Raw genomic sequence first — 20,412 nt, 5'->3', positions numbered from 1 at the left:
CGTAAATAATTATCATTCGCTTTAAATACATCTAAATCCATACTTTTATTTGATTCAATTTTCAGACAGGAAGCTTATATTTATGTCCAATAATCTAGCAAACTCTACCAAAAACAATAATAGCCATCATAGTACTGACGTCACTTATGCGACTAAACCATGGCAAGCATCTGTTAATTCTCAAATTATGGCACGTGCTGAGCAACGGGTAATCAAGCAATTGCTACAAGCATTACTATATGAAAATATTATTGATTTTGAATCTGAAAGTGCGAACAACGCTCATGAAAGTACTGGTAACAAGTCGCTGCTAAATTTTGTCATACAAGCAAGTGATGATGTCCGTTATACCGCGCAAGGTTATATTCATTACAGTTTTGACATCATCCGTTTAAATGACTTGAATGTGCAGCGAGTGGTTAACGGTGTTGCCGAAGACGCCATTCTTGAGCATGTAATCAGTGATATCTTGCTCAACATTGAAGGTGCAGAACTCAAAGACAGCTTTATCAAAGAGCTGCGCCATACCTTAGTTAACGAAACACAGTCTCAGATACTGGCTTCTAATATACCTGTGCCTATTGATACGCTCACTTATGAGCAACTCGAAGGTTATTTGACGGCAGGGCATCCTTATCATCCGTGTTTTAAGTCTCGTATTGGTTTTGATTTGCAAGATAACTATGACTATGGGCCGGAATTTGATCAAAACATCGACGTAGTGTGGTTGGCAGTCAAAAAAGAGCTACTGGTGAGCAATACCACTACTGGTATCGATATAAATGAATGGGTGAAAGATTATGTGGGTGCTGATGAATTTGATGCACTCAATGCCAAACTCATAGAAGTACTTACAATCGCAAATGAGACAGCTAATGACTATTGCCTAATACCTGCACATCCTTGGCAATGGCAAAACACCTTAGTTCAAGCATTACAGCCACTGCTTGCCACGCAAGAGGTTATCTATTTGGGTGATGCAGGTCATCAGTACCGCGCTCAGCAGTCTATTCGCTCATTGACGATGCTTGGTAATAGCGATGAAAATGGTAACAATGACACTATTAATGAAAAAGCCTACCTAAAGCTAAGTATGCATCTGATTAATACCTCAAGCACACGAATATTGGCAAAGCATACCGTGATGAATGCCGCTGTCGTCACCACTTGGCTAAATCAACTTATTGTAGACGACAAGACAGCTCAAGCATTACCTATTGCATTTTTAGGTGAGACCGTTGGCGTTAGTTTAAACCATGAGGCGTTACGCGCGCGCGGCTACCAGCATCCAAATATGTATGGCGGGCTGGCTGCGATTTGGCGAGAAAACGTCAGTCAGCATCTATCAACAGGGCAAACAGCATTTCCGCTCAATGGTGTCAGTTATATCAATGCTGATGACTCGCATCTGATAGACCCCTGGCTTGATAAATATGGCGTAGAGACATGGATTGCGCAGTTGATTAAGGTTACTGTCACCCCTTTACTACATATCTTATTTGGTTATGGTGTGGCATTAGAGTGCCATGCGCAAAACATCGTCTTGGTACATGAAAACGGCTATCCCATAAAAGTCTTGTTAAAAGACTTGCATGACGGGGTTCGCTATTCACCTGAGCACTTAACCCAACAACACTTGCGTCCAGATTTTTATAGCTTGCCACCTGCCCATGCAGCCTTAAATAGAGGCTCGTTCATCGAGACCGAAGATACAGATGGCATTCGTGATATGACGGTTGCTTGCTTATTCTTTGTGGCGTTGTCAGACATTGCGATTTTTATGCAGACGCATTATCACTATTCTGAAGTGGCGTTTTGGCAACAGGTCGCTGACTGCGTGACCGACTATCAAACCTCTCATCCAGAGCATCAAGTACGTTTCGACTTGTTTGATATATTCGCTGAACAAACGCGCATTGAGTCATTGGCTAAGCGCCGATTATTCGGAGATAAAGCCTTCCCGATTAAATACATCAATAACCCACTGTTTAAAAGTCGGGGGTAAAACGATGCATACATTATTCCCTGTGCAAACTTCTGTACAAAACAATCACCTTGATGTAAATCCTGAGCCAGATATCGAGGCCATTCAATGGTCGCTGATTAGCCATTTGGTAGAGTGCTTTCTATTAGAGAAATGGGTAGATGAGCATTTTATTCAAGTGACAACTACCACTGAGTACTTGGCAAATTATCAGACGACTCAAGCTCAAGATGCACATCAATTTTTAGCGTCTTTACTTTTAGAGTCACTGCCACAGCAGTATCAAGATTTTTTTGACCAGGATAACTCGTTAATAGTGATGCAAGTTGACCAAGAGAGGCAGTTATTACTATTGGTAGAGCCTGCTTATGCGTCACCGTGGCGATTGTCTAAATCGTGTCTGCCTGTCATACGCAACGTCAATGCCAGACTGAACAACAACTTGAATGACAGTCTTGATAGCTATCATGTGGACAGCGCTTCGCTAGAGCCAGTAAGTTCAGCACAGCAATTGTTAGATATCTTTTTATTAATGATGGATAGTGCCAGCTTATCTGATATCGGTGTCTTAAAGCTAAAAGAGAGCTTAGAAGCCTCCTTTATAGCGCAGCAACAGTCGTCACTGGCAAATATCACAACTACAGTGTGTCAGTATCCATATTGGCATCAAACCTTGATTGCAGCGGAGCAGTGGGCCTCACTGATGGATCGTCCTTTTCATCCGCTGGCTAAAGGTAAATTGGGCTTTACTGCACAAGAATATAAACGCTATATGGCAGAGTTTAACCAGCCCATTACGCTGGCATGGGTCGCCATTGCCAAAAGCCATGTCATGGTGGCAGAGCGTGTTCAAGACACAACAACGCAAAATCCAGCGAAATATCTTTTGGATACTACGCAGCAGCAGAAGTTGATGCGAGAGCTAGATGACAAAGGTATTGCAGACACGCACATTGCGATGCCCGTACACCCTTGGCAAATGACTCATGTGGTTGATGACATGTATGCCGACGATCTTGCCAATGGCACAGTTGTCGCCCTGACTTTTGATGCACTCATCACTTATGCCAGCTCATCCATGCGCAGTATGTTAATTGATGCTGATACGCCAAATAGCATTAAGCTGCCTATAGGTGTGTACGCACTAAACTCAAAACGCTACTTGCCAGCCCTCAAGCTGATCAATGGTGAAAAAAACCAAGCCATATTGATGCAGGCAAGAACAATAGACCCTGTACTATCCTCGCAGCTACGGTTATGGGATGAACGTCTATGGTGGGGTTACATGTCTCCGTCTCATTTGCATGATAAAAGCGCTAGCAATCCTTACTTTTATCAAGAAAAGCCCACGCATTTAGGTGCGATGCTACGTCAATTACCAGCAAATCTATGTGACGATACGATTCGACTGTTGCCAATGGCAAGCTTAGGCATGTTGGTCTACAAGCAAGGTGTTAGCCATCACATTTTTGACGGCATTGTTCAGGAGGGTATTCATAGTACTACCCAGAATAGTAACCAAAACAGTGCTCAAGACAGCATCCAAGAAAGCGCGTCACAGAATAAAAAAGCCGCTGTCATAGCGTGTTTTAAAAATCTTTGTGATGTGTTTTTGGGGGCGATGCTGCGCTGCTTACGCTTAGGGTTTGCACCTGAGATGCACGGGCAAAATATTGTTATCGTATTAAAAGACAATCGTTTTACCAGTCTGTTACTACGTGACCACGACTCCGTACGTATTCATCTACCATGGCTGGCACGCCACAAAATATCAGATCCTGAGTATCTAAGCCCACCAGATTTTAAAAACCGTCTATATCGCGAGACGCCGCAAGCGTTGATATTTTATCTACAGTCGCTAGGGTTATTAGTTAATATTCGAGCGATTATCGAGTCATTGGTTGAGCACTATCATATCAATGAAGATGCGCTGTGGCACGAGGCAATGATAAGTATCGAGGAATCCTTAGTAACTATCAATTTTGATGATAATCAACGTCAGGTACTTCGTGATGAGCTATTGAACGGTTCACATTATCCGCATAAGACATTGCTATTGCCTGTGATTGCCCGTGGCTCTGATCCTCATGGCAGTATGCCCGCTGGAGAAAGTAAAACGATCAATCCGTTCAAGCGTATAAAGAAAAACAGCTAGACAATTGAACCTTTTAACTAACTAATAGCTACTTAGTAATGCGATAAAAGTTATCGAGAAACAAGTAAAAGCTAAAAATATGATACTGAGAACATAATGAATGATATTGATATTCGCGAACTTATAGACAGTTATAAAGAGATAGGTACCTCAACCATTGGTCATCTGACGGAAGAGGGGTATTTACCAGATATTAAATCGCTGAATCCCTGCACGGCTACTATAGTCGGCCGAGTTTTTACGGTGCAACTCACCTCTGACAACACGGATGTAATCAACCAAGCATTGATTCAAGCAGCGCCCAATGATGTGTTATGTATTGATGCTCGGGTATTAGGCGTCAAAGCCTGTTGGGGAGCATTGCGCACCTGCGCCGCTATCTACGAGAAACTATCAGCCGTTATTGTCATTGGACAGGCGACTGATTCGCTACAGATTCAGCAGTTAGGTTTTCCCGTATTTGCGCAGGGTATTAGTGCTGTGACTACGTTCAAGAGCAACGAAGCACAAGGCACGCTAGCCCCCGATATTTGCTATCGCTTCGGTAAGCAGACGACGACGATTCGTTCAGGCGACATCGCCATTATGGATAATGACGGCGTATTTATATTGTCTGTTGATATAGCACAGCAGTTATTATCAGATTGCCAAAAAAAGCATAAAGAAGATGAGGTAAAGTTTCAGGTGTTTTTTGAGGCTTATCGTAACAATGAGCTAGATAAGTTATTCAATGACTAATGAAAATATCAGAGGTTAAATAGTCAACGATATCTGAAAACAGTACAAATAGGCGTTTACTAGCAAGGTGTAAATACATATAGAAATAAAAACGATTATCATTTACAATACGATTCACAAAGTTAGTACACACAGTATTATTAGCTAAATATTACTCATATCATTGTTTATTTATTCAACTAAGTGAAATAACCTAAGTGAAAAAATTATGAAAAGCCATCATCAAGTTGCTCTATCTGTTCTTACCCTTTGTATTAGTCAGCAATTATATGCACAAAACAATGTAAATGAAGCGGATGCCGTATTAGATGCACAGACCTCAGCGGAACTGGCTTCAAGTACAGTATCTGATAAGACTCCCAACGTGACTTTAGACACTATAAATGTCACGGCCAAAGCCAGAACGGGCACGGCACTGGCACAGAAAATTAGTGAGATGCCAGCAGTCACCCAAGTAATTACTGAAAATGAGATTCAGATGCAGGCAACGGGTGACCGTACTACTGGTGATATCTTGGCACAGTTAATTCCAAGTCTGGGTGCCAGTAGTGGTTCTACCAGTAATTATGGTACGACCATGCACGGTCGCCCTGTACAGTTCTTGTTGAATGGTGTGCCTTTAAGCAGTTCACGTAGTCTTTCACGCGAGCTCAATAGTATCGATCCTGTGCAGCTTGACCGAGTAGAGGTACTCTCAGGTGCCACCAGTATCTACGGTGCAGGTGCAGCAGGTGGCCTAATTAACCTTGTAACCAAATCTTTGGTAGGTTATGGCCCTATCAGACAGACTAGAGTTGGTGTCAGTAGCAGTCGTAATTTTGAGTCAGACTCATTGGGTTATCATGTAGGGCAAACCTTAGGATATGGCGGCGAGCGAGTGTATGGTCGCTTAGATGTTGATTACGATAATAAAGGCGGTAAGTTTGATAGCGAAGGCAACCGAATCAGCCCAGATGTTAACCAAACTGACCAGCAAGATACCGAATCGTTAAGCGTAAATGGTAGCTTGGGTGTAGAGCTCACTGACAGCCAACGTCTTGATCTTGCAGTGACTTACTATAAAGATGAGCAAGACACCGACTACGGCCCAGATTATGGTGATGGTTTGGCAGTGTTATTTGGCGCAAAACCTTCCTTAAAAGCTATCGATGGTGCCAACGTAGAGAACGAGCCTTATACCACTAAGACCTCAATGAACTTGAACTATAATAATGACGATATTGCAGGGTCAAGCCTCAGTGTGACGGGCTATTACAGAGATGAAAAAGGCCGTTTTTATCCTTCTGGTAAAACCGCAGGAGACCAAGCGACTGAAGTATGGCAAGCCAATGGCCTAACTGATGAAGACACATTGAAGAAACTGGCAGGTGCTGCAACGTTTGTCACTCAGTCAGAAGCTGATATCGAAGTAATGGGTTTGCGAGCAGCCATGCAAACCGAAACTGAAATCGCAGGTAAAAAGACGCTGTTTAGCTACGGCGCTGATGTCGAGCGCGAAAACAGCGAGCAGACATATTATGGTCAAGACCTAAATACGTTTCTTGCTAGTAATGGCTTAAGCGCCCAAACCAATGGGCTTACTTATAACGGTGGACCAGATACTACCATTGATAAATGGGGCGCTTTTGTCAATGCAGATGTAGATATAACCGACAAGTGGCATACCAGTGCTGGTGTGCGTTACCAAAAGTTAAAGTCGGAGACTGATACCTTTACGCCCATTTATGAGCAACTGCTTGAAGAGTATTTTGATAGTTCTGCTATTAGCGGAACAAGCGCAGCTTATGGCATTGACTATCAGGCAGGCAACGTAGAAAAAGGCAGCACAGACCACGACAAAACCTTGTTCAATCTCGGTACTAGCTATCAATTAACCCCAAATGATCAAATATTTGCTAATTTTTCACAAGGGTTTACCACAGCGGATATCCAGCGAGCGCTGCGTGATGTTCGTGCAGGTTTTGTAGTTAATTCAGACAACGTACAACCGATCGCGATCAACAACTACGAGTTTGGTTGGCAAGGCAAACATGGCGATACTGCTGCGCGACTGAGCAGTTTTTATAACGAATCAGATAAAGTCGTGCGCTTTACTGACAGCTATACCGTAGAAGTTGTCGATACCGATGAGCGTGTCTATGGGGTAGAAGGGTCGCTTAGTCATGATATCAGTGATAAATGGCAAGTAGGCGGTAGTGTGGCGTACACTCGTGGTCAGTATGACAAAGATGGCGATTGGCTAGAGCTGGATGCAGTACGTCTAACACCGTTAAAAGGTACGGCGTTTGCTCAGTATAACTTCGATGAAGGCAGCAATATTCGTCTACAAGCATTGGCAATCGGCGGTGATGACAAGGCTTTTAAAGACCAACAAAAAGACCCTGACTCTAGTGCCTTACCTGTCACTGGTTATATGACCCTTGATGTATTGGGCCAAGTGAACATGCCAGTCGGCCGAGTAGACTATGGCGTTTATAACTTGCTTAATAAAGATTATCTAACGGTCTATCATCAAACCACATTTGGTGATTTAAACCGCTTACCTGCCTCAGGCACGACTTATGGCTTAAGCTATACCGTCGATTACTAAAAAGCGCCACGCATTAAAAAACCCTTCACGCTAACTTTTCATAGCCTGAAGGGTTTTTTAATGTTCATAACTCTCTAAATCATTCATCTGCTCCAAGAGTATTTGTTAATGCTTCCAACTTTATGCTTTATCAGGTTCAAAAATTATTTTTCGGCACTTTATGATTGACTTATAGTTTATCAATGCTAATCTAACCTCTCTTTGGGGAGTAGCCTGCTTTCGTACTGCGAAAGCGTTCGTATCAACATACTTGGCCACATGCCATGGTGCGAACACCTCTCGGTTGGCGAGACCATCGATATATCTACACTGCAGGTCGGGGGTGTGGCTATGTCGTGGACCCTATACTCGACCAGAGAAAATCACATGAATCCTATCGCACTTCTATTACTTGCGCTTTCTATGTCTACTGATGCCTTTTCTGTAGCAATCAGTAAAGGCGCAAGTCTTAAAAACCCTCGTTTTACCGAAGCTTTCAGAATGGGTGTTATTTTTGGCACCATTGAAGCGATCACGCCTATTATTGGTTGGTTAATTGGTCACTATGCCACATCCTTTATAGATGCGTCTTTTATTGAGGCATGGGATCATTGGGTCGCGTTTGTCATACTTTTTGCGCTCGGTCTGCACATGCTGTATGAGGGAATGAAGCCAAGTGATGAAACGGAAGCAGCACCGTCGAGACATTCTTTCCTTAAACTTGCTTTGACTGCATTTGGTACCAGCATTGATGCCATGGCTGTCGGTGTGAGCCTAGCATTTGTAAAGGTCAATATTTTACTGGCGGCAGGTCTTATTGGCTTGGCCACTACAGTAATGGTCACGCTAGGGGTGATGTTAGGAAAGGTGTTAGGTTCATTAATCGGTCATAGAGCTGAAATATTTGGTGGTGTGATGCTAATTGCCATCGGTGCATGGATTTTATTAAGCCATCTTCAGTGATTATATAAAAACTGTCTACTACGAACAGATGGTCATTACGTGTATAAATTTATTACTGACTTTCAGATGTAGAAAACCTGTTTACCTAAGAAAAGCCTATCTATATTAATAGTTAGGCTTTTTGAGTCTAAAACTAGCACATTACGCTGTAGCGGCTCGCAAGAGGTCTGAAAAAAATCAGCACTATAAAACTATTAATAATTATCCGTTATCAGCGGAGAGGCTTGAATAAAGTGCCTATGTCTATGCTTATACACATGGTTGTTATTTACTAGAAAAACAGCAGACAATAAAAAAGACCTCCAATCTCTTGAAGGTCTTTTTTATTAATACTTAAATGTGGTGGGCCCAGTATCAACTTAACTTGCTAATTAAACATATGGTATTAAAGGATTTTATATAATAATAAAATATTTATACCAACTAATATACCAACTATTCATTCAGGTAAAAGTTTGGTTAACTAGCCGAATTTAGATATTCAGATTCGACAAGAAATATTGTTATCAATTGTTAAATATGAGAATTTTTTTATTTATATTTTTATTATGCTATAAATCTCAATAGGATCATCATCCCTATTGTAATTACGTTTATCTATAATGGTAAGCTTTCCTAGCATATAAATGCTGTGCTCAGATCTGCCTCGTAATGCATTCCATATATCTCCTGGCACCATCAAATAGGCTCCCATCGCTGGACCTAGATACGCATAATGCATCGGATACCAATGATAGTGCCATATTTTATATTTAGCATTCAGCACATTCCCAAAGTAATGGTCAACTGAGCTTAATGTTGTTCTCATATCTGAGGGAGGACAGCCGATTGTAAAGCTCGGAGTCTCAATGCCTCTAGAGGCATAATTAACTTCGAATCTACCTAATTCTAATCCTAGTGGATGTGCACGTATTGAAAAGGGGTTAATGCCTAGCTCTCTACCAATGTCGTACTGGAGTGCATCAAATACTTCTTTGGGAGTTAGGCTTGTTTTTTTACTAGATTGAAAGACTTGCAGCTCCATGTCTATACATACACCATTTATAGTACGAATAATCGGACCTGAACCAAATAGTATCTTTTCTTCCTGATTTATCAAGTTTTGCATATATTTTGCCAATGCTGCTTCATCAGGTAAAGCTTCATTTTTTTTAATTTCTAAAAGCTGAGGCCAACCAGTTGGTGCTTTAGACGGTTGCAAAGAAGTATAAGGAGTGCCGAAAGGTTTAACTTGATTCGCGAAAAAACTCGCTTTTGCATTAGATAGTCCTAGACAGTGATATGCATAGGATAATGTTCTTAAATAAGCGGATAAGATGACCGTTTCTGCTTGAGTGACTATATTGAATACTAATTTATCTCTTGGATAAAAACGATCGTTACAAAAGCCATAATAGTTAAAGTGAATAAAATCTTGTCTACCTTTGATACATTCCCATTCGTACTCACAGTGTGCTAAAAGAGGATAATTTAACTCCTTACTTAAAACTTGTAGAAAATGCAAATATAAAGGAGCTATACCATTCTGTGCTTTGTTAAATGAATCTGAATCTGAATAAGTTTTATCTTCATTTTTAACAGTATAGAAAGCACTAGTTACTTTTTTAGGTAGTAACCCTAGTTTTCTCAAAATATTATTCGATAATATTGATGGATATATAATAGCTAAGGTTAGCTCCTCAGAACTATAAATTTGTCCGTTTATTAGCAACAGAATTGACAAATAGTCAGTTATATCTATTTCATACTGTAATTGACTTAAGTGCTGCAAAAACAGTGATCGAAACGAAACGTCATTTTCGAGAAGTTTAGCAATTTGATGAGCTGCTCTCAGTCTAGCAACTCGGTCTGGCCATTTGTAGAACCATAAAAGTATGTGAGACGGTACCTGTTCTATAGCTAATTCTTGTAGTTGCCAATATAAAGGTGTGAGTGACAGGTGATTAGTCTCATCTTCCAAGCATTTAAGCATAGACTCAGTCGTAGCAACTGCTAAGTCATACTCTCCAACGACTAGAAAAAATTTGACGAGTTCGTAAGTAGGTACAAGAAACCATTCTGAATCGCCAGTTTTGGAGAATTTTGATGATAACGTATCATCTAAGAATTTTTGCCAATCATTCTTGTATTTTTTAGCATAAATAAAGATGGTATCTTTTCCACCCCAAAATCGACTCCATAGCCTATTTAGACGAACGCTATGCAATGCCATTGGATAAGATTTTTTTACGCCTCTAAGCTTACAACTAAGTAAAAACACTTTATCAAGGCTTCTTCTTAGGTTGTCAGGAAAATTATCTTCAAGTAACAGCAGAGCTTCGTAAGCTTCGATAATATCAAAAGCTTGATTTTGACCTACCCAATAATCGATCCAACCTGTTATAAAATCATCTGCAGAGTATATATTTTGGGCCTTGAGCTCATCGCATAAATCATTCAACCGATTTGGAGAGTACTCTTCAATATCTATTTCAATAGTTTTACTTAAATCTGAGGAATAGCTACTGTCTCTAGGCGCTGGAGGAAAACCACCCAAGAATTCTAATTGTTCGTTAAAGATGGTTTTTAGAGTATTGCTTTCATTAGCTCTTAATTCCAATTGTCTTAGAGACTCATAAGTTGTTTGCGATAATAGTAGTGCTTTTTCCGCTGCAGAGTTAAGAGGAAAGTTGATTGTAAATTGGTCAAGAATATCTTGACATAATGACCAATTATGTTCTGATATGTGATATGTAAATTCATCCACCAAACGTTCTGGTACGTATTTAGCTATTAGCTTAATTCTCCAGCTAGGAATATGCCTGTTTTCTTTTTCTGAATATTGAAATATATCAGTAGTGAAGGGCGTTAGTCGGATTACCCAGTCCTTAATACTTCCTACACTATATTCTGCACAAGCATCCACAGCTTCATAGACGTCATTTAACGTGATATCTTTTCGATGACCGTAACCATAAATATGTTGTGCCGTATTCTTTAAACCAATTGTTGTCTCATTATTTAAGTTATATTGAAAGGCAAGCTTGGTAACTTCTAAACTATTACCTACTAAGTAGTTGGTAAGGTTTTTTTGTAGTGATAACTCTTCGAACGAACTTTGTATCGTTTTTTCAACGACCTTTATAGGAACAGATATTGTGATACCGTGTTCAAAAGCAGATTCTAGCCAGTTTTGTGCGAGCCATAAGCTGTTAGTTGCTAAATAGTCAAAATCAGACACATTTAGTGGTACTATTCGATTAGTAGTGCTGAATAATCTATACAGCACAATAGATATTTGGGTCAAGGCTTTTGATACGGTATGCCATACCTGTGCTTTGTCGTTATTACAGTCTGTTCTCTTAGGAAAACTGAATACTTCTATTTGTTTATAGATGTCAAAGATATCTATCTTATTAGAAATTAAAAAATCATATGCTACATTAGAGGCTACATACTCAAAAAACATATCAGCATCTTTTTGAAAGGTGGTGATGTCTGAATTAGTGAAGTCCGGTAGTTTACGAGTTGCTTTGGGATGTGATAAAGATTGAGCTAAATAATAGAAAAATAGCTTTATATATCGCTTATAAGGCATACTTTCAAAAGAAGCTATGGGCTCTGGCTTAGTAAATTGAGCCCAATCTATTTGAAACCTATTGTCTTCTAATTTTGCAATTATTGAGCCGTAAATGCTCGTAATAGCTTTCTTTCTTTCTGGTCTATCTAGAAAAGAAATGTCATGATCACAACATGCCAGCACAAAGTTATCCCAATATATATTTATTGAATCTTCGGGAACAGAGCTTACTGGAAAGTCCAAAATAATATCGGAATAACCAGATGATACTAGTCTTTCAATAATTTTATCAAACCAAACTGCCCTTTCATTGAGCTTGTTAAGAAGCCAGACAACTTTCGTTATATCTGGGTTTTCGGACTTAAGAAGACAGTCGAAAGCTGAGTTAACTAAAGCATCTACACTATTTCCTTGATCATCGCCATACATAGCATAGAACTTAATACGTTTAATAAGTTCATCAAAACAACGCATTAATAAGTTAGGGCTACTCTTAGAATAAGATACAACCACAGATATATCTTGGTTAGATAAAGTGTTTAGATTATCTATTCGCCATAGCATGGCATAATTAGCTGTTGGATTCTCCACAGCGATTTTGAGAAATTCAGAAAAATCCTGAATTTGAAAATTTGGACCATCAAGATGACGCATCTTAATCAATCTAAATTTCACAAGATCGGAATATTTTTTTTGCTCGAAAGCTGTGCTTTCAGCGAAATATAATATTCGTTCAATATGTGAGTTAGGATATCCTTTGCATACAGAGTCAATTAACCAATCACGGTTAACACCTTCTAGAAGAGGTAGTGGATTACCCAAATAGCTTTCAATAATCCATTGCCAGCCCCATCTCCAATATTCAGGTGCGTCAGTATCAAGCCAGCTTTTTGCTCTTTTTATTAAAGTTTTCGATTGTTGTGTAAACTCATCTTTGCTTTTTAAGTAGAAAATAATACTGCTATGAAAAGGCGTGATGCCGCTTAAACGAATATCAAATAAGTGCCGAATTTCATCAAAAGCATTCGTAAAGCTCAAGGTATTTTCAAAGCAAGTGGCTAAGGTGTCTCTATCTGGCCATGAGAATTCTACGCATGATATTTGAAGAAGAACCTCACGAGCTTGAGCAGATAAGTTTGACCACAGTACATCATAGTATTTAAGAATATCGCCGTCTGGGCAGATAGGTAAGCGTTCAACATCATAAGCAATTATGTGGTTTTTATTAGTCGCCAGTTTTCTTATCGAATAAATAAGATAGAGAGGGTAGCCACTGGATACTCTATGAAAGGCGGTAGTGATGGCACTTAGCTCAGAATTCCTATATTCATCATCAACTACTAATTTAATTTGACTGCTAGCAACTAAATTGTTTAACCAACTTCTGATGGCATGCATATCCATAGGTGGTAATTCAAACCAATGAGTATCTTTAGGTGTATCTACTTCCATAATCGCTGGCAGTTTTATGTTGCTTATCGGTTGCGTGCCATAAATTATACATATCCTGTCTTTGAGTTTATTTACAATATTAATTAGGTGGTTGAGCTGACTAATATCGCCAGATCGTTCTCTACTAACATGATCTAATCCATCAATAATCAGTACCAGTTGCTTGTTGTTTGCTTCTGCTCTATTACAAGCCTCTTTAAGTGAGACATAGAGGTCATTATGATTTAAGTCTGAAGTCTTAATTAAATCTGGAAATACTTGTTTAATTTGAAGTAGTATTGACCTGGCTACGTTGGTATAACTGACTCTCTCAACCTCTCCTTGCGATAAAATGGAATAGTGATGGCGTAATACAGGCACACCTTTCTTAACTAATACATTAGTTAAATGCGATAGGTATGTACTCTTGCCCATACCAGGACGACCAAAAACAACCCATGCGCCCGATTTTTCAGTTTTAGCTAAAATGTTTTTATGAAAGTCTTTTGAAGGAGGCGTATAGCCATTTGGGACTTCGAAAAACTGCGATAAAGGTTGTGAAATAGCTACACTAAATAATTCTTTTAAATGTTGTAGCTTAATGTGACCATCAGGTGCTGGCTGGTTCTTTGTAGTGGCCCATCTTTCAACAGCTTTTATGAAGCGATACCAACCTTCATCTTTAGTATGGTCAGGCACAAGACTATTGCGAAGTGACGTTTCAAGGTCATTGTTTGTCGGCTGACTATGTTGAAATTTAAAGTGTTTGAAGAAGCTCTTTGCTTCATCGGTTCCACCGAGCTGCTCATAAATTTGGCTAAGGTATTCAGACGGAATCATTTCAAGATCTATAATTTCGTTAGTAAGTGCTTGACTAACAATATTATCGGGTACTCTATTAGTAACTAGAACGGCCTTAGCCAGTAAATCAACTTCATAGTACTTTTTAAAGTCAGTATTCCATTTTTGAAGAAGAGAGGACCCATTGTTTTTCTTCTTTAATAACCAGTCAAGGCTTAAGCTTAAATCTTTACGCTCCGAATCGATAGTAAACTTAACTTGATAAAGCTCATATTTACCATGGGAGTTTAGGGCTACGACATCATCAAGACCAATAAATTTATGCGGACCTGATTCTGAATTCTCTATAGTCATCCACTGGTATAAGTCAGGTTGATGAAACCAATCTATCAATAGCTTTATACACCAGAGGTCCTGATATGAATATCCCACTCTGGTCAACTGCGTGTGTTTGATGTCGCTCGTCATAGTTAGGCCGCTAGTAATTATCAAGTTAAAAGTTTTGAAGTAGTTTTGATTAGCATGCTTTATAAGTTAGACAGTGTAGATACATACCATTGTTTAGAGTTATTTATTAGTTAGATAATATCGTATATAGACAGATTGATATATCAATAAAAGTCTTAAGAGTAAGGAGTTGCAACATGGGATTAGCAAAACAACAGCAAATTGAAGAGCAGAGACGAGGTTTTAGCTGTGATGAAACGTTAACAGTTTGTACTGGCTGTTTTGAAGAACAGGGAGTGACGCATTTCATAGAAGAGCATCAAAGTTCTACAGTCTGCTCATTTTGTAAAGACTATGATGAGGATGTCATCGCTTGTAAATTAGAATTAGTAATTGATCATATTTTAAATAGTATTCATTATGAATGGGGAGATCCAAATAATGAAGGACTTTCTTACATAACAAGAGAAGGGGGATGGCAAGGCAAAGTTTATGAAACATGGAATTTAATGGAGATAATAGGTTTGGATACCATAAATCATGACGTTTTTACATATATTGTAGATTCAATACATAACCAGCAATGGTGTAAAAAAGAGCCATATTCATTAAAAGTAGACCAAACGTTCATGTACGGATGGAGCTATTTTTGTAGTTTTGTTAAAACTAAATCAAGATACTTGTTTTTAAATGCAAGAAATCCTAATTTTGATACAAAACAGCATGATGAAATGGATCCAGTAAAAATATTAGATGTATTAGGTAGTATTGTAAATAGGGTCAGTTTAACTAACGTCATAAGTAAAGATACTGACATACTACGAGTGAGAATTACTGAATTAGACCAACATTTGACAGATGCAAATGAATTAGGTTCTCCGCCAATTGAGTATGCGATTATGCCCAATAGGATGAGCCCGGCAGGTATCCCGATGTTCTACGGTGCATTTGATATGAAAACTGCAATTAGTGAAACTTATCAACAATGTGATACTGATAAAAAAGCTATTTGCGGTGTTTTTAGGCCTATTAGAGATCTTGTACTAATTGACTTACCTGAAAAATCTAGTGTTCCTAGTATCTTCGATGAGCATAAAAGGAAATTTCGTAGTGATATAAAATTCTTGCAAAACTTTGTTCATGATTTTATTAAACCTATCGCAAGAGACGATAGGGCTCATATAGATTATGTACCTACCCAAATTGTGACAGAATACTTTAGACATGTTTTTCAAAGTAAAGACGGCGTGCAAGTAGATGGCATAATTTATCCCAGTTCTAAAAATGAAGGGCATAGAGCGGTAGTCATATTTGCCACCTCTGAGCAATGCATAGATGCCGATGAATCATTTCAAAATGATTCTCTACTAAGATTGGTCGGAATAGAGTCACAGGTGCTGGTTGGAGCTGGTCAAATCAGTTAATACTCCTAATGATGATAGGAAGTTTTTGAATTCATTTGAAAAAGTAAATCTCTTCTTATCAATTTCTATCATTTTGTTTAAGGATGATACTTTCTGATTTATATTGACATTAATTTTACCTGCCACAAGCAAACTCAAAAAATCACTTTTTAAACCATTATCTTTTAAAAAATAGAGGATTTCGAAAAACTCTATATCATGTGGTTGGAAATCATATAAGTAATCTTCAATACTGGGATAAGATTGATTTAAGTTTTTAAAATTTGAATCATCGTCAATTTCAGCATTTAGTCTTAGAAAACTAAGAAGTTTGATAGCGCTAAAGTATTTCTTAGAAATAGTATCAGACTCAAATGCTTTAAAAACCATTTGGTAGAATGAATTATAAACGTATAAAGCAAGTTCATTCTTATCATTCGCTAATAGAGTTATAAGGTTTAAACCAACAATACTTAAAAGACTTAAAGCATATCTTGAGTGACTATGATTATCGAAATTCCAGTTAGAGTCTCTATATTTCTGATATTCCAATATATCTAAAAACAAATCACTGGACAGAAGTAATTTGTTCCAAATATCTAACGATTTATTGTGTTTGATTGAAACAAATAATAGGTAGGACAGAAAATAGTATTTGTCTTTTTTAAAACTAAAATTATCGTCATAGTGAGAAAAATCAGAAGATTCTTTTCTGAATAAGAGTCCTTCATCACAGTACCAGTTTTTTATATCAAAATACCATCTAGAGAAAAAATCATTAGATATCTCAAATACTTTTAATTGTTGAATTGATGGCTCGGCATCAGCATTACTAGACAGTCTAGTCTCAATATATAAACTTAAAAATACATGAGCAAACCATTCTTCATAGTCAAGCGAATCAGACCATGTTACTAACTTAGTTTCAGAACTATTGATATCAGAATAATCGAATAAAGAGCTAAAAGATAGAATAAATTTTGACTTTAGATAGGAGTAAGTTTTTGGTAACTCACCATCACTTTTATCAATTGTTACTATGATTTCATCATTACGCAAATCTCTTAGCTGATAGAGTATCCATCTAAGAGTTCCTAGGGGTTGAACATTGAATAGAGTATGAATGATGAAAGTAACCAACTCATCGAGTCTTTGCTTAATTTCATCTAACTTTGACTGATTTGATGTAGTGTTAATATTGTACGAATTAATAAGTACACTGAGTTTAAAATCAGTATGATGCATTAGCAAGGGGAGTAATAGTTCGTTATGGTCCCATGTACCTTTATTATCGAAAGCAGTTTTTGCATTTGCAACTAAGAATGACCAAATTTCAACTGTAATCTCGCTGTCAATAGCATGCAATGCCATTGTGATAGAATATGGATCTTCAAATTTTTGTATCAGCTCAACGAAAGTATTTTTAGCTAGAATAAATAATGTATAGAAAGCTGTCTTATCCCCCTCCCAAGATAAATTATGATAGTCTCTATCAGCCCAAAGCATTTCCAAGCACGGATTGGACTTCCACTGCGTGATTAAATTGTTATAATATTTATGAGTTTCACCAATGGTAGTATTGAATGGAACTTGATTAAGTTCAGTGTAACGTTTGATAGTTTTTATGGCTGAAGACTTAAGGTTATCTATGACATCCTCATAACCTCTTTCAGCATTCATTATATCCTTAATATAATCTCTCAATGCCCATTTTAAGTTGCTAGAGTAATATTCAATTTTATCAACAGTATTAAAAAAAGTATCAGAACCATCGCAAGATTTAATAATTTGAATAGCTAGACCACATTCAGTTTTATAGTCATCGTCATAGTTACCTTGTAGTTTCTCAAACTTAGATCTAACTTCTCCTAGAAGATTATTAACTGTCTGCTCAACCTCTTTTGGCTCATCTAAATTGTCTAATGGCAATCTATCATTTACAGAAATCAGATCCCATAGTTCAAAGACATCTTTCTGTATGCTCTCGTAAGTCTTATAATTATCAAACTTAGGGGTATTCCATGAAATATTCGTGTTCATTTACCATCCCGCCATAGTTCTTCGAAAAAATTAGTAATTTTAAGTTCATTTGCGTTCCAGCCAAAACTGGTAGCATGAAAGCTCGGTTGCGATGCACCAACATCAGAGCCGAAATGCCATAAGTTATCATCAATGATTGCAAATCTATCATGAATGAATTTCATGTTTTTGAATAATTTATAACCTATTATTGTCGCATTAGAAGTTTTTTGTTTTTCTCTAATATGATCGTTATAGGTTTTAGTTAATTCTGCCAATCTAGCAGTTTCACTTTCTTGTATATCATTTCTTAAATAAAATCTAGTATCTACTTTGGATGAGTTGTTTAATATAAGGTCGTAAAGTATTTCGAGCTTTTTATTTTCATTTTTTTCTAAGGTGTTAGCTAAATAAGTATCAATAATCCAAATTCTATTAGTAGCCACTTGTATAGCGTTTTGGAAACCCTTAGAAATTAATGAAATATCATCTTTAGAATTGAGGTTTGAAAACATATCTATTGCAACAGAGTAGCTCGGACATTCGTACAGATCTTCCGTATCCTGGGGTCCGCTATAATAGCTCTGTTGAGATGAACCGAAAAAAATTTTCGGTAAGATGGTTTCTTCTTGAGATACATTTTTATTTACAGATAACTTTATATCTGATTGTTTGGGCTTAGGCAGTAGCATATTTAGATATGTACTCCTCTAAATGAATAGCTTGAGATTTTATATCTTTAAGCTTATTAAAAACTGTAATAGGGTAAGGTACTTTTGTCATAAAAGAATTTTGCTCGCCTATTCTATTGAAAGAGTGTCCTACAAACCAAATTGTTTCATCAATAACTAGAAATCTATCATGTAACGTTGGTGTTTCTTGATCTAATACCAAGCAAGTTATATTAAAGCCGACATTCTCATTATGAATATTTTCTATTTCAGCTTGTATGTCTTTAGCATCTTGTACACTATTAAAAGCGATCTTAGATGTCAGGATCGCAATATGTAAGCCTTTAACTCGAGCCTGGGTCGCAAATTGGGTAATCTGTAAATCGCTAAAATATGGATCATAAAATTCTATTTTACTATTTGCCTCATTGATTAGCCCACCAATCTTATTAAGGGCTTGCTGTCTATCTCCTTCCTCAAACCAGAATTGAGAAGCTTGAAGCTTCATTTTATCGCTATTTCTATTTGTTTGAGCTCTAATAACTCGATGAAAAACTTCATCTGGTTCGATGCTTCCAATTACTGTTTCCTGCTGACTATCGATTATTGAAGAACTATATTCATGAGTTGGAGAGGTTTTTTTACTGTTTTCACGAGTCCTAACATTAAGAGTCGATCCAACAATTTGTAAATTAGAATTTACTTGTCTTATATACGAAGTGGCAGGTCTAAACTCCAAGCAACCATAGAGTTCATGAATCAAAAAGTATCCATGGGACTGATAAGGATTTTTATTCGGCAAAGCTATGATGCCATCGTCTGGTATATCAATCTGTTCAAAGTTTTTCAAAAGACCTAAGTGTGTTTCAAAGTTTATAAGTTTTAATTTTTCCAAGCTTTGGGAAGGGTAGGGGTTTAACTTCAGCAGACGTAACTCCTGTATTCCCTCCTTTTCTTGTGCTTGAAGAAGTCTGTCTTCAATAGATTTTACAATTGGATTTGGTAGAATAAGTACCATTCCTCCAATATATTCAGGATACTCCTTTAAATCTATAAATAGTCCTCGTTTGACAAAGTCTACCACTTGTGGGTGATCGATAATTTTAAGCAGGTTATCCTGTTTACCAAAACGACGATGTATACGAGCAGAGTTATAACCTAAAAAAGGGGTTGGGTTACCTATAAAGACATCGAGCATATTTTTATCTAATAAAGGTATACTGAAATCTCCCCAAGCAGTCTCATCTGTAAAGTCAGCTATTTGAATATTAGGGAATGTTGGTTCCTTATCCACTTCACCGAATTGCTCGTCAGCCTCAAGAACTATTAGATTATTGCCATTTGCGGTACGATACCATTCAATAGCATCGCTAGCTGATAAAATTACTTTGCGATAAAATGTACTTTTTGGTCCCTTTTTTAATTCACTTGAATAGGATTGATGGAAGTCTTTAGGAAGTAATCTAACGGTTGCAAAGATTAATCTGCTTTCAGCAGGTTCAGAATCATTAATTTTCACCATAGCTGTAACTAATCTAACTTCAGCTTTCTCATATAGACTAAATAGTTCAACCATTTTTTTTGCCCTTATAATAATGTTAACTATTCTAAAACTGTTTATACCATAATAGTCAAACTAAAAATACTACCTATATATGATAAAGCGTAGAAT

10 protein-coding genes and 1 riboswitch are annotated in these 20,412 nt (G+C 37.6%); of the genes, 6 read left to right on the top strand and 4 right to left on the bottom strand.

Annotation, left to right across the window (positions count from 1 at the left end):
• Window positions 1-82: 82 nt before the first annotated feature.
• The 5 genes from CXF69_RS01180 to CXF69_RS01160 all read left to right on the top strand — a co-directional run bounded on the left by CXF69_RS01180 (window position 83) and on the right by CXF69_RS01160 (window position 8,409).
• Window positions 83-2,005, top strand: a complete 1,923-nt coding sequence (locus CXF69_RS01180; RefSeq protein WP_102078553.1) for an IucA/IucC family protein — start codon at window positions 83-85, stop codon at window positions 2,003-2,005.
• A 4-nt stretch (window positions 2,006-2,009) separates the two neighbouring features.
• Entirely contained in the window at window positions 2,010-4,139 is a 2,130-nt protein-coding gene (locus CXF69_RS01175; RefSeq protein WP_102078554.1) for an IucA/IucC family protein, read from the top strand.
• Between the two features lie 96 nt (window positions 4,140-4,235).
• Entirely contained in the window at window positions 4,236-4,877 is a 642-nt protein-coding gene (locus CXF69_RS01170) for an RraA family protein (protein ID WP_102078555.1), read from the top strand.
• Window positions 4,878-5,085: 208 nt separating this feature from the next.
• Window positions 5,086-7,467: a TonB-dependent receptor gene (locus tag CXF69_RS01165; RefSeq protein WP_102078556.1), complete on the top strand. Its 2,382-nt coding sequence runs from the start codon at window positions 5,086-5,088 to the stop codon at window positions 7,465-7,467.
• A 191-nt stretch (window positions 7,468-7,658) separates the two neighbouring features.
• A riboswitch (yybP-ykoY riboswitch) is annotated at window positions 7,659-7,826 on the top strand.
• Window positions 7,798-8,409 carry a manganese efflux pump MntP gene (locus CXF69_RS01160; protein ID WP_228706728.1) on the top strand — a complete coding sequence of 204 codons (612 nt, stop codon included), beginning with the start codon at window positions 7,798-7,800 and terminating at the stop codon, window positions 8,407-8,409. It overlaps the preceding riboswitch by 29 nt.
• A 535-nt stretch (window positions 8,410-8,944) precedes the next feature.
• On the opposite strand, the gene CXF69_RS01155 is transcribed toward CXF69_RS01160, so the two are convergent.
• A complete protein-coding gene (locus tag CXF69_RS01155) occupies window positions 8,945-14,668 on the bottom strand; it encodes an ATP-binding protein (RefSeq protein WP_102083150.1) in 5,724 nt (1,907 codons plus the stop codon).
• Between the two features lie 176 nt (window positions 14,669-14,844).
• On the opposite strand from CXF69_RS01155, the gene CXF69_RS01150 reads away from it, so the two are divergent.
• Window positions 14,845-16,071 (top strand): HEPN-associated N-terminal domain-containing protein, encoded by a 1,227-nt coding sequence (locus tag CXF69_RS01150; protein WP_102078932.1) that lies wholly within the window; start codon window positions 14,845-14,847, stop codon window positions 16,069-16,071.
• Here CXF69_RS01150 and CXF69_RS01145 read toward each other — a convergent pair.
• From CXF69_RS01145 to CXF69_RS01135, 3 genes are read right to left on the bottom strand one after another with little or no spacing between them, the layout of a single operon-like run.
• Window positions 16,036-18,090, bottom strand: coding sequence for a hypothetical protein (locus tag CXF69_RS01145; RefSeq protein ID WP_102083149.1), 2,055 nt, complete (start codon window positions 18,088-18,090; stop codon window positions 16,036-16,038). The genes CXF69_RS01150 and CXF69_RS01145 overlap by 36 nt on opposite strands.
• A complete protein-coding gene (locus CXF69_RS01140; RefSeq protein ID WP_102078885.1) occupies window positions 18,087-18,761 on the bottom strand; it encodes a hypothetical protein in 675 nt (224 codons plus the stop codon). The genes CXF69_RS01145 and CXF69_RS01140 overlap by 4 nt, the downstream gene beginning before the upstream one ends.
• Entirely contained in the window at window positions 18,748-20,316 is a 1,569-nt protein-coding gene (locus tag CXF69_RS01135) for a VPA1262 family N-terminal domain-containing protein (protein WP_102078886.1), read from the bottom strand. The genes CXF69_RS01140 and CXF69_RS01135 overlap by 14 nt, the downstream gene beginning before the upstream one ends.
• Between the last annotated feature and the right edge of the window lie 96 nt (window positions 20,317-20,412).

This window comes from Psychrobacter sp. Choline-02u-9 (assembly GCF_002836505.1).
Taxonomy (GTDB): Bacteria; Pseudomonadota; Gammaproteobacteria; order Pseudomonadales; family Moraxellaceae; genus Psychrobacter.
This window is presented reverse-complemented; position numbering and strand designations above follow the sequence as displayed.

What these genes read in the sequence shown, in the direction of transcription:
- CXF69_RS01180 (WP_102078553.1), top strand. Translation starts at nt 83, where the DNA reads ATGTCCAATAATCTAGCAAACTCTACCAAAAACAATAATAGCCATCAT.
- CXF69_RS01175 (WP_102078554.1), top strand. Translation starts at nt 2,010, where the DNA reads ATGCATACATTATTCCCTGTGCAAACTTCTGTACAAAACAATCACCTT.
- CXF69_RS01160 (WP_228706728.1), top strand. Translation starts at nt 7,798, where the DNA reads ATGTCGTGGACCCTATACTCGACCAGAGAAAATCACATGAATCCTATC.
- CXF69_RS01145 (WP_102083149.1), bottom strand. Translation starts at nt 18,090, where the DNA reads ATGAACACGAATATTTCATGGAATACCCCTAAGTTTGATAATTATAAG.
- CXF69_RS01140 (WP_102078885.1), bottom strand. Translation starts at nt 18,761, where the DNA reads ATGCTACTGCCTAAGCCCAAACAATCAGATATAAAGTTATCTGTAAAT.
- CXF69_RS01170 (WP_102078555.1), top strand. Translation starts at nt 4,236, where the DNA reads ATGAATGATATTGATATTCGCGAACTTATAGACAGTTATAAAGAGATA.
- CXF69_RS01165 (WP_102078556.1), top strand. Translation starts at nt 5,086, where the DNA reads ATGAAAAGCCATCATCAAGTTGCTCTATCTGTTCTTACCCTTTGTATT.
- CXF69_RS01155 (WP_102083150.1), bottom strand. Translation starts at nt 14,668, where the DNA reads ATGACGAGCGACATCAAACACACGCAGTTGACCAGAGTGGGATATTCA.
- CXF69_RS01135 (WP_102078886.1), bottom strand. Translation starts at nt 20,316, where the DNA reads ATGGTTGAACTATTTAGTCTATATGAGAAAGCTGAAGTTAGATTAGTT.
- CXF69_RS01150 (WP_102078932.1), top strand. Translation starts at nt 14,845, where the DNA reads ATGGGATTAGCAAAACAACAGCAAATTGAAGAGCAGAGACGAGGTTTT.